Genomic DNA, 13628 nt, shown 5'->3' on the forward strand with positions numbered 1-13628 from the left:
ACAAGCAATTTTCTAGAAAAGTCAGAAAGAAATCTATAAAATAGAAACAATGACTATCACGAGGAGGTTTACATTTTGGTACAAACAGCAACAAAGGTTGAAAATAACCGAAAAGCAGAATATCCAATTGACCCAGTTTTCACCAATCGTTGGTCACCACGCGCTTTTTTAGATAAGGAAGTGCCTGAGGAGATCTTATTAAGTGTATTTGAGGCAGCACGTTGGGCTCCATCTGGTTTTAACATTCAGCCATGGCGCTTTATTCTGGCTCGCACTGAAGAAAATCGTGAGCTGTTTCATTCCTTTATTTTACCGAATAATCTCACATGGTGTAAAAATGCACCTGCACTTGCCCTAATCGTTTCAGAATCAGAAACTGAACAAGGTCCAAACGAATACCATACATTTGATGCTGGTACAGCTTCGGGTTACCTTGAGATTCAAGCTGCAAAGCACGGCCTGAGCACTCATGTTGTTGGTGGGATTGACCGTGACAAAGCACGTGAAGTCTTGCAGATTCCGGAAAAATTTCAAATCCAAAACTTAATTGTAATTGGATATCGCGGTGACAAAGAAACGTTACCAGAAATACTTCAAGAGCGCGAACAACCAAATGCTCGCCGTCCCTTAAATGAAATCTTGTTTGAAGGAAAATTCAATCAAAAAATCGATTAATAGTTAAAGCATCGGTCCTTTTAAGAACCGATGCTTTCTTTTAATAGCCGTCCGTTTTTTGTCCCATCGTTTTCGACTTCTCTACTGCCTCTTGTGCTGCTGCAGAGCTATTGTCTGTCGTGTCTTTTGCATTTGCTAGACCTTCACGCACACGGCGGCCGTAATCCTCATCAGCATTCGTGAAGTACTCGATCATTTTGTTCTGAATGTCTGGATGGCACACTCTCAAGTTTTCCACCAGGTTGCTAATAAGCTCATCCCGCTCAGCATCTGAAAAGTTACGATATGTTTCACCCGCTTGTCCGAAATCATTCGGGCGGTCAATTTTTTCTCGAACCAGCTTATCATTGTAATGCGGCTCGTGTACTTTGCCTTCTTGTTTCGCTTCCTTCAGACCACCAAGCATGGATGGCTCATAATTGATATGCGGATTGCCACTCGGTGGTACATCCACATGATAAGACATTTGACCCCCACGTTGGTTCGTTGCCACACGCTTCTTCGGTGCATTTATTGGCAGTTGTAAATAGTTTGCCCCAACTCGGTGTCGTTGCGTATCTGAATAAGAGAACGTTCTTCCTTGGAGCATTTTATCATCTGAAAAATCAAGCCCATCTACGAGAACGCCCGTACCGAACGCAGCCTGTTCAACTTCATTAAAATAGTTTTCTGGATTTTTGTTTAACACCATTTTTCCGACCTTCAAGAATGGAAACTTATCTGTCGGCCACAGCTTTGTATCATCAAGTGGATCGAAATCAAGTTCAGGATGATAGTCATCACTCATAATTTGCACACAAAGCTCCCACTCTGGATAATCGCCACGCTCAATTGCTTCATATAAATCTTGAGTTGCATGGCTAACATTTGTCGCTTGAATTTCATTTGCTTCCTTTTGCGTCAAATTCTTAATTCCTTGCTTTAGCGGCTCCCAGTGATATTTTACTAAGACAGCCTCGCCGTCCTTGTTCACCCATTTGTATGTATTTACGCCCGACCCTTGCATTTGGCGATAGTTTGCCGGAATACCCCATGGTGAAAATAGAAATGTAATCATATGCGTTGCTTCAGGTGTTTTCGATACAAAATCAAACATTCTTTCTGGGCTCGAAAGGTTTGAAACGGGGTCTGGCTTGAACGCATGAATCATGTCTGGAAATTTAATAGCATCGCGAATAAAAAAGATTTTTAAATTGTTTCCGACTAAATCCCAGTTTCCATCTTCCGTGTAAAATTTCACTGCAAAACCTCGTGGATCCCTTGCTGTCTCAGGAGACTCCATAGCACCAGCAACCGTTGAAAAACGTACAAATACAGGTGTCCTTTTACCAGCCTCTTGGAACAATTTCGCACGTGTGTACTTTGAAACCGGCTCGTCACCAACTTTGCCGTATGCCTCGAAATAACCATGTGCACCTGCACCTCTAGCATGCACAACGCGCTCAGGTACACGCTCGCGATCAAAATGTGACATTTTTTCAAGAAAATCATAATTCTCCATTGTAGTAGGGCCACGATTTCCAACCGTACGGATATTCTGATTATCAGTAACAGGGTGTCCTTGCCTGTTTGTTAAGGAATCATGTGATTCCCCTGTTCCTAAACGGTTATCGTCTGATTCTCCTACTCCTTCCAAACTGTCTAGTTTATTTTCATCCTTCATGTTGCACTTCCTCTCTTAAATGAAAATTCATTGTAATTATTTCCTTCCCAGCATTTTCTATGTACTTTAAATCCTACTAGCTTTTAATATTCTCAAACAAAACCTTCTAACTGAAAATAGCTAAGAATCCAAAATATGAAACGCACCTATTATCATGCATATTACTAGCGTCCTAATACCTTTTGACTCTATAATGAATAATAAGTATTAGAATTTAATCTCTATTACTTTATAATAATTATAAAAAAGTATTGATTTTTATTTTGGAGATGTTATTATAGTAAATGTATTACAAAACAACTAACAATTATGAGGTGATTTACTTGAGTAACAATAGACTCACTACAAGTTGGGGTGCTCCTGTTGGAGATAACCAAAACTCAATTACAGCTGGTTCAAGAGGACCTGTATTAATCCAGGATGTACACCTCCTAGAAAAATTAGCGCATTTTAATAGAGAACGAGTTCCAGAACGTGTTGTTCACGCAAAAGGTAGCGGCGCGCATGGATATTTCGAAGTAACAAATGATGTTTCAAAATATACAAAAGCGAAAGTATTTAATGGAGTTGGCAAACGAACTCCTCTATTCATCCGTTTCTCAACCGTTGCAGGGGAAAATGGTTCTGCTGATACAGTTCGTGACCCACGTGGTTTTGCAGTTAAATTTTATACAGAAGAAGGAAACTATGACATCGTTGGTAACAACACACCGATTTTCTTTATCCGCGATGCGATTAAGTTCCCTGACTTCATCCATACACAAAAGCGTCACCCACAAACACACTTAAAAAACCCTACAGCAGTATGGGATTTCTGGTCTCACTCTCCTGAATCATTACACCAAGTAACTTGGTTAATGGGTGACCGCGGTATTCCGGCAACATGGCGTCACATGCACGGTTACGGAAGCCATACGTTTAAATGGACAAACGCTGAAGGAGAAGGTGTTTGGATTAAGTACCACTTCCGTACAGAGCAAGGCGTGAAGAGCTTAACAAATGAAGTTGCTACACAAATCGCTGGGGAAAATCCTGATTACCACACAGAGGATCTTTTCAATGCAATTGAAAAAGGTGACTTCCCTGAATGGAAGCTTTACGTTCAAATCATGCCATTGGAGGACGCGAATACATACCGTTTCGATCCGTTCGATGTGACAAAAGTATGGTCTCAAAAAGACTATCCATTAATCGAAGTTGGTCGCATGGTATTAGACCGCAACCCTGAAAACTATTTTGCAGAAGTAGAACAAGCTACATTCTCACCTGGAACATTAGTACCTGGTGTCGATGTATCACCTGACAAAATGCTTCAAGGTCGTTTATTCGCTTACCATGATGCACACCGTTACCGTGTTGGTGCAAACCACCAAACTCTACCAATTAACCGTGCACGAGTTGATGTGAACAACTATCAACGCGATGGTCAAATGCGTGTTGATAATAACGGTGGTAGTTCAGTATATTACGAGCCTAATAGCTTTAGCGGTCCAAAAGAAACACCTGAAGCAAAACAACATGCATTCGCAGTTGAAGGCATCGCGGACAGCGTAGCCTATGATCACAACGATCACTATACACAAGCTGGTGACCTTTACCGCTTAATGACTGAGGAAGAGCGCACTCGCCTAGTTGAAACAATTGTTGGCGCAATGAAGCCAGTTGAATTAGAAGAAATCAAACTTCGTCAAATCAGCCATTTCTACAAAGCAGATCCTGAATACGGAACTCGCATCGCAGAAGGACTTGGTCTAGAAGTTCAAGGTGAAGTAGTAGCGAAGTAAGTAGCAAAACTGTAGCGTTAAAAATTGAACATCTTATTTTATTCTCACACAAAGAGGTATCCGTAACCCGGATACCTTTCTTATCATCTAAAAAAGAGGTTGCTAATCGTGCAAAAAGAACAAATGACAAAACTTATTCCTTTTTTAAAAGAACGTGGATTACGTATTACACCTCAACGAACGCTAATCTTACAAACTATTCTTACCTTGAAAGGTCATCCTACTGTGGAAGACATACATCGACAAATACCACAAATTAGTATTGCCACTATCTATAACAATATCAAGCTATTCGTATCATTACGAATTTTAAAAGAACTGCCTTATGGTAATGGATTGAGCAAATATGAACTTGCCAACCAACCAAATCACTACCATATATTATGTGAGTCTTGCGGTGATATTTTCGACTTTAATTATCCAACGCTAACACAGATTGAACATGTTGCCCGTAAGCTTACCCAATATCAAATATTCTCACACCAAATGGAAGTGTACGGACTTTGCCCCACTTGCCAAAATGAAACCAAAGTAAAAGAAGGTGATTGATAATGCCTAAAACAATCTGTCCAACTTGTAAATCTGAAATGAAAATTCTTAAACATAGCACTAGCTGTGCATGCGGAATGAAATTAAAAAAAGCGAAAATGACGTATGCCAGTTAAGCCCATTATAGTCGGGCTTTTTATTTTGGATTAGGTAACAGGTTCCTAACAACTGTCTAAAAATATGATAACAGTCCGAGCATTAGGTGAATATCCTACTAATGCAAAGGAGGGATCATATGCACTACAATCCATATGGTATGCACATGCAACAAGGACAGGACATTCAAAACGTCTGTCATAAGCTTCAAAACTATTATGTAATCGGTCAAATGAGTGACGGTACACAGATGCAAGGAATCATCGAAGACATCGATGATAACGGGGTAACGATGCTCGTTCCCGAGGATGTAGAAGATGGTGAAATGGATCGCCAATTCGGTGGATATGGCGGTTTCGGAGGATATGGTGGCTTTGGTGGTGGATACGGCGGATATGGTCGCAGACGGTATCGCCGCTTCCGTCGTCGCCATTACCCATTTAGCGTCTTCGCATTTCCATTCTTCTTCCCATTTCCATTTTATTACTAAGAATCAAAAAAGCACACTCAGGCGAGTGTGCTTTTCGTTATACTTTAAGGAACTTTCGAACGGACATTAAGCTGCCCCATACTCCAATGAATGCACCAACTAGTAGCAATAGCGCTGTTACTTGGAACGCAAATGGATTAAATGGCAATAGCTTTAGGAATGTTCCAGCTAGTTGCGGTTGAATCAAATCATATAAGAAATTGTAGAATCCAAGGATAATTCCAATTGGTAATAGTGAACCTAGAATCCCAAGGAATAACCCCTCAAGGAAAAACGGCCAGCGAATAAACGCGTTAGTCGCCCCTACTAGTTTCATAATCTCAATTTCTCTTTTTCTCGCAAAAATGGTAATTTTAATTGTATTTGAAATTAAGAACATCGCTGTGAAAAGCAAACCGATAATCAGCCCAATACCAATGTTTCGTGAAACACCGACTGTGCTAAAAATCTTCTCTACTTTACCTTTTCCGTAGTTCACACTGTGAACATGTTCCATTTTTTCAACTGCTTCTGCAACCTTCATGATATCTTGTGGATTCTCCGTCTTCACGACAAACACATCATGTAGTGGGTTACTTTGTTCATACAATGCAAAGACTTTTCCATCCTCACCAAAGCTGTCAATCATCTTATATAACTCTTGGTCTTTGGATGAAAAAACAACCTCATCAACACCAGCTACTTTTTCGATTTCTGCTTGCAGGGCTTTATGCTCTTCCTCAGTCGAAGTTAATTCCATGTGAACACTGATACGAACATCCTTTTCAAGAGATGTTGCCATGCTGTTTAAGTTCATCATGATAACTAAAAACACACCTACAAGAAGAAGCGTAACTGTTACGGCACTGACTGATGCAAATGTCATCCAGCCATTACGGCCAAGGTTTTTTGTACTTTCTCTCAAATGACGGCGGAGTGTATTAAGCTTCATACCCGTAATCACCCCTTACTTCATCACGCGCAATTTTACCACTTTCAATGGCGATTACACGTCTTTTAATCGTATTTACAATTTCACGGTTATGAGTGGCCATAACAATTGTCGTCCCGCGAAAATTAATTTCTTCAAAAATGTTCATGATTTCCCAAGATGTTTCAGGATCAAGGTTTCCTGTAGGCTCGTCCGCGATTAAAGCACCCGGATTATTTACAATCGAGCGCGCAATTGATACACGCTGCTGTTCCCCACCAGATAGCTCATCTGGAAGAAATCGTGCTTTATGCTTAAGACGAACAAGGTCAAGCACATCCATAACACGCTTTTTAATGTTTTTTGGATTTTCTTCAATTACTTCAAGCGCAAATGCCACGTTTTCATACACCGTCAATCGTGGTAAAAGCTTGAAATCCTGGAACACGACCCCGATATTTCTACGTAGTAGTGGAACTTTTTTTTCCTTTAACCTCGAAAGGTCAATACCATTAATAACGATTGAGCCTTTTGTCGGTTTCTCTTCACGGTACATCATTTTAATAAACGTTGACTTCCCTGCACCACTGGGACCAACCACGTACACAAACTCACCTTGTTTGATACTTACATTTATTCCATTAACGGCCATAACGCCGTTCGGATACTTTTTATAAACATCTTTCATTTCAATCATTACGAATCACCTATCATCGTTTTTTTATCCATCATCCTCTGGCAATCAAGACCCCCACCGGATTAGTGGGGGAATATGTTAAGTTAATAATCTATTAAATGAAAATGAGAGCGCCTATGTCCTCTTAGACATACTTGCGCCCTATTTGACTATGCAACATGTAATTATAAGATAATTTAAAGTTTATTTCACTACGTTTTTCATTATAACATCATTATTCGTCAAAAAACGACTCAAAAATATTACAATTTTATTTCACGGAAGTAAGGATGCGATATCGATAGGGTTCAGTTGGTCGTGTGTAAATATTGGTAGTAGGAAAGGTTGTAGATTCTTCCTTTATTCTTTCCAACAAATTGAAGATTCATTGAGGTTAGGACACACCAATCATATATGGGACACTACACTCCGTTTATGGGACAAACCCTAATTTGTCCTTTTTAAAAGCCTTCCGGTTCATCCGGAAGGCCGACTATCTATTCTATTGGTTTTGGGATATGGGACATCCTTTGCAATTTATGGACAGTACTCGCCGGATATGGGACATTACATCCGATTTATGGGACACACCTCTTCATATATGGGACACTACACTCCATTTATGGAACAAACCCTAATTTGACCATTATAAAAGCCTTCCGGTCCACCCGGAAGGCCTGCTCATTATTTTTTCTCAGATAGCCATGAAGCTACTGCGTCTTTTTCTTCACCTTCGATGATTCCAGGACGCATTGCGCCTTGACCATGCTCGATGATGTCAGCAATTTCGTCTGAACCATACTTTGATCCAACCTTAGTTAGATCTGGACCAGCACCACCACTTAAGTCTTGACCGTGGCAAGCTGCACAGTTTTGTTGATAGATTTCTTCAGCGTTAGCGACAGAAGCTCCTCCGCCGTTATCGCCACCGTCACCTGCTGGCGCGTCTCCTGCATTGTCGTCCCCACCACAAGCAGCTAGAGCGAAAACAAGTGTTGTTCCTAATAGAAATCCGAATAGCTTACGTTTCACTAAAATTTACCCCCTGTAATAAAATTTTCCATTATACAAACCTTATTATACCCCTTTTACGCTCGTTTAAAACCCTCTCCAACTACCTCTGCAGCATCCATAACCACGACAAATGCAGATGTATCAATGCTTCGGACCACTTGTTTCAATTTTGTGAACTCTGTCTGATCAACTACACACATAAGCATTGGACGTTCATCGTCGGTGTAGCCGCCATATCCTGATAGCTTTGTTACCCCTCGGTCCAACTTATCAAAGATTGCCTGTCGCACTTCATCCTGTTGATTCGTAATAATGAGAGCCATTTTCGAATTGCCGATTCCAACCTGTACCAAATCAATCGTCTTACTTGTAACGAAAAGTCCAATTAACGCATAAAGTCCACTCTCAATATCGAACACAATAGCAGAAGTTACAACAATCAAGCCATCAATAAATGCAACGCATTTTCCAAGAGAAATTCCTGAAAACGTATGGACAATTTGAGCGGCTAGATCTGTCCCGCCAGTCGAAGCATTACCGCGGAATGTAATGCCAAGCCCTAGGCCTACTCCAATTCCTCCAAACAAGGCACCGAGCAATGGGTCGAGCGTAGCCGGTTCCAGATTCCTAGAAAGGTAAACAACAAATGGCAAAAAGAGTGTGCCAATTAACGTCCTGGCACCATACACCTTCCCAAGAATCATAACCCCAGCGATGAATAAAGGGATATTTAAAGCCCACTGAACATAGGCTGCTTCCCATCCGAAAAGGGAGTTCAGGATAATACTAATCCCACTTACACCACCGGATGCAACCTTGTTCGGTAACAAAAACAAATTAAACGATAGAGCCACAGTGGCCGAACCAAGCAGTATGTATATGTATTCCTTTACCTTGTGAAGTGTTGGGTGCACTTCCTGCCGACGTCTTCTCTTACTCATGAAAATACCCCCGTATGCAAGCCATAAAATGCTTTAAATCTTCCTTTTTCAACTTAAGCCTTTGGAAGTATATCACGGCTTCAAAACCATGTAAACGCCAGCCATATAACGTGGTAAAGCAACAAAATATACACCTACAACTTTAGTTTGTATCGTTTCATGAATATTATTACAAAAAGATGAAGCAGACCGTTTCTACTTCTTAAAAAATGTCCAAATATCAGAAACGGTCCTTCCTGTGTATTTGTCTTCCACGACAGTGTACCAGGAATACGTTCGGTTCCTTCTTAATTCAGGCCAGACAACTTCCGCTGTTTTACCACTCTTTGCTCTGTCCGAGCCGATTACATTGTTTGTGTACACATGAACGGAAAAATAATCAGTTGCAACACGCTTCGTCATTGGTGCTAAGTCCATTTTAATCTCAAACTCATCCTTTTCAGGATACTCATCTTGATCATAAAAATTATAATCATCAAGATAAGGCGAGTACGTGTTGACCAAAATACGATTATTATCCTGATCAAAATGCAACAACCTCATATAACCCTGCCCACCTTCAGGACCTGCCTGATAATCTGCAAGCATTTGTGTCACTGTACGGTCTGGTTTCCCATCGCCATCATCATCGATTTCATCAACATAGGTTTGAGCCTCATGATAATGACCACACAAAACCGCGAGCACATTTTTATTCGGCACTACGATCTCTTGATAGAGCCTGTCACCCATTGGATGTCTCGTCCCTGTCGCAAGCAAATACTCATGGAAGTTTAAAATGGCTTTGCGTTCCGGATAGGCTGCTAGCACATCGTTAACCCACTGAATCCCTTCATCTGTCACACCCCAACCTAAGTACACCATGATAAAATCATTGCCACCCGCTGAAATTAAATCATAGTGACCTCGATTGTTTAGGTACGATCCTCCATAGTAGGGCTTATTTTTAAAACGCTCTTCTCCAAAATACTGAGTGTACTTTGAGTAATCATTATTTACCTGGTCCACATCATGGTTACCAGCCAAGACACCGTATGGAATCTTATGTTTATCAAGAATACCCATGTATTTATCAGCATTTCTCCACTGCTTTTCTTTTACCGATTGATTGACTAAATCACCCGTATGGAAGACGTATTTGATGTTCAATTTCTCTTGCATATCGGCAATCCATTGGGTTTGTTGCTTAAAAATATTTGGATAGCTTTCTGAGTAAAACTGGGTATCCGACAACCAGACAAAGGTATAATCGAATTCTTCTGGTGTTTGTGCAATCTCATCTTGAACCAGGACTTGTATTTTCGAATCACGCACATAGTCGCGGACTTCCACATCTGACAACAACTTAAAATCCTTAGGACCTGCTATTTTGTAATCAAGTAAATTCCATTTCGCTTCATTGTAGTTCCAGGCATACATCGAAACCTTCCGACCTTCAAGTGAATTTCCTTGCCACACAAGCTCAACTCGGTCACTTTCAGTAAGAGTATCCACTGTTACCTCAAAACGATGATACGGGAATTGCGTATCTGAATCGGTAGCTAGATATTTTCCGTCCGCCTTAGACACGAGTGAAATATCTTCAGCTGTGAAGGCTTCTTCACCTTTTGGAGCCATTTCATTTGGTGGTTCAAAGTCACTTTTATTTTTAAAGCCTTTTACATTCGTTTTGATGTCGTATTTGTACGCCTCATAAAAGGTAACATCAAGTCTGTCCTTTGTGGGATCCTTTACCTTCACCTGTAACAGTGGATTTCCGTCAACCGTTGACTTTGGTGAAACCTTGGTTGGCTTTTTCGGATTTTCATTGACGACCTTAAAATAGAAAACTTCTTTCTTTTTGTTTCCTACCAGGTCCTCCGCATGGACAATAAGCTTATATTTGCCAGGTTTGAGCTTGGAGGACGCTGTATCATACGGAACCTCAATTTCCTCCCCATCCAAGGTAACTTTCGTTTTTTCAACAGCCATATGCTTATCAAACACATCTACATCAATTGTAAAAGCACCCTTGTATGGCTTCTTTTTCAGATTTGTTTTTATCGTAGGTGCAGTGTTGTCGACATGTACCTCTGAACGAATCTCATCTTCACCTAAACGTGCTGCAATCACATGTCTTTTATCCTGCACTTCTGCTGTTTTCCATTTATATGTGAGAGAGCGTGCCTCTTCCTTAGTAATAGGAAACGTAAAATCGATATGGGTATTTTTATCTCCCAGATTTAGTACTTGATTAGGATCACGATAATTCTGAGGCAAAACCACCGTGCCATCACCTAGTATCAATCGAACGTTCCGCAAATGGAAATCATCACGATTTTCCCTCGACCAGAGTTCAAATGGCGAGGCTTTGTTTCCCGAACGAATCGTAATCTTGTTGTCACCAACCGGAAGTCGCTCAGGCTCAATTGGCACCGTGAAGGTTTTCCAATCGGTGAGCCAATCCTTGTCCATCACATATAAAACCTCTTTACCCATGGTGACCGCATTTTGAAAATACGTATTCAAACCATTTGCCTCAAACGCAAAATAGGCAGTGTGTTCTAATGAATGATAGACGCCATCTGTAATCTCCTTGCCGTCAATCAACAACTTCATCTCAGAATCCCCAGAGGTAGTAGCCTTAATAACTTTTTCCCCGCGAAGCATGTCTTCATTTTTTACATTGAGTCGGATTCTTGAGTGGTCAAGTTCATTACTAATTTTTACACGATGAGGTTTACTTTTCGTTTTGTTGGTTCCATCCGAAACCTCAAAGTAATAGTCAATATACTCGTGTCCAATTAATTCGGTTGAATGAACACTATGGTGAAAAAGGGAGTCATCGTAGTTTCTAGCTAGTATGACGTCAGTGAATATTTCCTGTTGATCATTTTTATAAAATAAACGAACGGACTTAACTTCCTGGTCATCACTTGCTTGTGCAACCAATTCAAGACTGTCCTGTTGATTGATTTCAGTTATTTTCGTAAGGTCATCTATTTTCGGGTGAACGGTATCCTCTTCAATTTGAACAGGCTGTTTTGGTACCTGATGCCTTTCAACCTTACCGGGAGTCGCATCTTTTGTACCGATTTTTTTAGAGACTGTTGATTTATTAGTTGGATAGCGATAGACAATTCCTTCATCAACGTCCGGCTTCTTTTTATAGTAGGCCACTGAAATTTCGCGGCCTGCATTCGTGCCTATCACAAGACCGCGCAAGCTATTATTGGCCATCCCGCCACTGTAGACGCGAACAATATCCTGATTTTCCTTCAAGTTAGTCCCATAATATGCATTAAAATCGTCCACCGTTAGTTCGCTGTTTTGATGATTGTTAATCCAAAACACAAGCGTTTTACGGGGTGGTATCACAATATTCTCGATAACGGTTGGCCACATCACATCTTTTTGTTGATTTTTTCCGTACCGGTAATAGAGCTTATAGTCCCTAAAAGGAATCGATTTGTTGCTGTTATTGTAGATTTCTACAAATTCATAGCCATCAGCATTTCCTATATTAGTTGAATTAGGGACAATCTCCGTAATCAACAAGGGAGGAAGTTTCGTATAATCAACCTCTAACAACTTCACCTTTAGTGTGTACTCATCCGTTTTATTCGAATTGGTCCCGTCATTCGCTTCGATATAATAGGTGATTTCGTCGTACACATGGTAGCCCGGGATCTCGGCTATGTATGTTTGTTCATGTTTCGTCATTGATATAGATGTAAATTTTGCTCTATCATCCGTTTTATAGAAAAGCGTCACACTTTCTATTGTGTCATGGTCAGTGACATCGGCCTTTATTTTTATCGACGAAAGGGGCTTGCTGGTCAAAACGGGCTTGTGTGTAATCACAGGTGGTTCTGTGTCACGTTGACCCAAAACCACTTCAGGGCTTGCTATAGCGTGTAATAGTAGAAGTAAAAGAATGATTTTCGGCACAAATTGCCACAATTTCATACAGCATACCCTCCTGTAAAATTTTCCATTCTTAGTGTTTCAAAGATGGCTAAAAATGATGTACAAAAGGGCTGAAATACGCAAAAAGGCCTAAAAAAAAATGACTTTCGAAAAAGTCATCTCGCACCAACGCCTACAGCGTCGAGCAGTCCATTCCACTTTATAAAAATAACGCATGCAGTACTAACTTAATAATGGAGTAGATAATTATAGATAAAAAACCAACACCTACTGTGATTAACAGCATAAGTAGTCTTTTCGTAATCCATGAGAATTTTGTTAACTTTTTATAAAAATATGGACCTGCTCCTAATAAGAAAAGAGTGATAAATGTAAAGAGTTTTAGGATTGGATTATTTGTATCTCTAAAAACACCTAGTTCTACATGTTCAACCATCACGTTCCCCAATATGACAACGACTAGACAACTGACAAACTGTAGAGTTAACCACATTCCCAATAGGAGCGTCGTTGTTTCAATCATTTCACTAACATCATTCAATATTCTTCATCCTATTCAATGATTTTATAATAAAACGGCGTGCAATACTGTTTTAACAATATAGTAGATTATCATGGACAGGATTCCCATACCCAGTGTGATGACAAGCATAAGAATTCTCCTCATGATCCACGAGAACTTAGCTAGCTTTTTGTAAATGAATGGCCCTAGTCCCAAAAGTAGAAGAACGATTATCGTAAAAAGTCTTAGAAATGGGTTCTTTGTGTTTCTAAAAACACCCGTTTCCACATGCTCAACCATTACGTTCCCTAGGAAAATAGTGATGAAACTAATTCCAACCTGTAGGGATAACCATGCTCCAAAAAACAATGTAATTAAATCAATGGTTTCTTTTGCATTGTCCATACGTTTTCATCCTA

The 13628-nt window shown here is 40.2% G+C and carries 12 protein-coding genes; 4 read left to right on the top strand and 8 right to left on the bottom strand.

From position 1 onward, the window contains the following. The first annotated feature begins 75 nt into the window (after window positions 1-75). Window positions 76-675: a nitroreductase family protein gene (locus tag CZ490_RS14905; protein ID WP_077619627.1), complete on the top strand. Its 600-nt coding sequence runs from the start codon at window positions 76-78 to the stop codon at window positions 673-675. 40 nt (window positions 676-715) lie between these two features. On the opposite strand, the gene CZ490_RS14910 is transcribed toward CZ490_RS14905, so the two are convergent. After that, window positions 716-2338, bottom strand: a complete 1623-nt coding sequence (locus CZ490_RS14910) for a catalase (protein ID WP_077619628.1) — start codon at window positions 2336-2338, stop codon at window positions 716-718. A gap of 323 nt (window positions 2339-2661) precedes the next feature. On the opposite strand from CZ490_RS14910, the gene katA reads away from it, so the two are divergent. From katA to CZ490_RS14925, 3 genes are all read left to right on the top strand, one after another. Continuing rightward, window positions 2662-4122, top strand: coding sequence for a catalase KatA (gene katA, locus CZ490_RS14915; RefSeq protein WP_077619629.1), 1461 nt, complete (start codon window positions 2662-2664; stop codon window positions 4120-4122). A gap of 108 nt (window positions 4123-4230) precedes the next feature. Continuing rightward, window positions 4231-4671: a Fur family transcriptional regulator gene (locus tag CZ490_RS14920; RefSeq protein ID WP_077619630.1), complete on the top strand. Its 441-nt coding sequence runs from the start codon at window positions 4231-4233 to the stop codon at window positions 4669-4671. Window positions 4672-4906: 235 nt separating this feature from the next. Next, window positions 4907-5257 (top strand): hypothetical protein, encoded by a 351-nt coding sequence (locus tag CZ490_RS14925; protein WP_077619631.1) that lies wholly within the window; start codon window positions 4907-4909, stop codon window positions 5255-5257. 37 nt (window positions 5258-5294) lie between these two features. Here CZ490_RS14925 and ftsX read toward each other — a convergent pair whose 3' ends face one another. The 7 genes from ftsX to CZ490_RS14960 form a co-directional block, all read right to left on the bottom strand. Further along, window positions 5295-6188, bottom strand: coding sequence for a permease-like cell division protein FtsX (gene ftsX, locus CZ490_RS14930; protein ID WP_077619632.1), 894 nt, complete (start codon window positions 6186-6188; stop codon window positions 5295-5297). Beyond that, window positions 6178-6864 (bottom strand): cell division ATP-binding protein FtsE, encoded by a 687-nt coding sequence (ftsE, locus tag CZ490_RS14935; protein WP_077619633.1) that lies wholly within the window; start codon window positions 6862-6864, stop codon window positions 6178-6180. Before ftsE ends, ftsX begins: the two co-directional genes overlap by 11 nt. A gap of 663 nt (window positions 6865-7527) precedes the next feature. Continuing rightward, window positions 7528-7875 (bottom strand): cytochrome c551, encoded by a 348-nt coding sequence (cccB, locus tag CZ490_RS14940; protein WP_077619634.1) that lies wholly within the window; start codon window positions 7873-7875, stop codon window positions 7528-7530. 56 nt (window positions 7876-7931) lie between these two features. Continuing rightward, on the bottom strand, window positions 7932-8798 hold the full coding sequence (locus CZ490_RS14945; RefSeq protein WP_077619635.1) for a YitT family protein: 867 nt from the start codon (window positions 8796-8798) through the stop codon (window positions 7932-7934). Window positions 8799-8993: 195 nt separating this feature from the next. Continuing rightward, window positions 8994-12746 (bottom strand): lamin tail domain-containing metallophosphoesterase family protein, encoded by a 3753-nt coding sequence (locus CZ490_RS14950; protein ID WP_077619636.1) that lies wholly within the window; start codon window positions 12744-12746, stop codon window positions 8994-8996. A 160-nt stretch (window positions 12747-12906) separates the two neighbouring features. Then, window positions 12907-13248: a hypothetical protein gene (locus tag CZ490_RS14955; RefSeq protein WP_077619637.1), complete on the bottom strand. Its 342-nt coding sequence runs from the start codon at window positions 13246-13248 to the stop codon at window positions 12907-12909. 24 nt (window positions 13249-13272) lie between these two features. After that, window positions 13273-13614: a hypothetical protein gene (locus CZ490_RS14960; protein ID WP_077619638.1), complete on the bottom strand. Its 342-nt coding sequence runs from the start codon at window positions 13612-13614 to the stop codon at window positions 13273-13275. Window positions 13615-13628 lie beyond the last annotated feature (14 nt).

This window comes from Litchfieldia sinesaloumensis (assembly GCF_900156865.1).
GTDB lineage: Bacteria > Bacillota > Bacilli > Bacillales > Bacillaceae_L > Ferdinandcohnia > Ferdinandcohnia sinesaloumensis.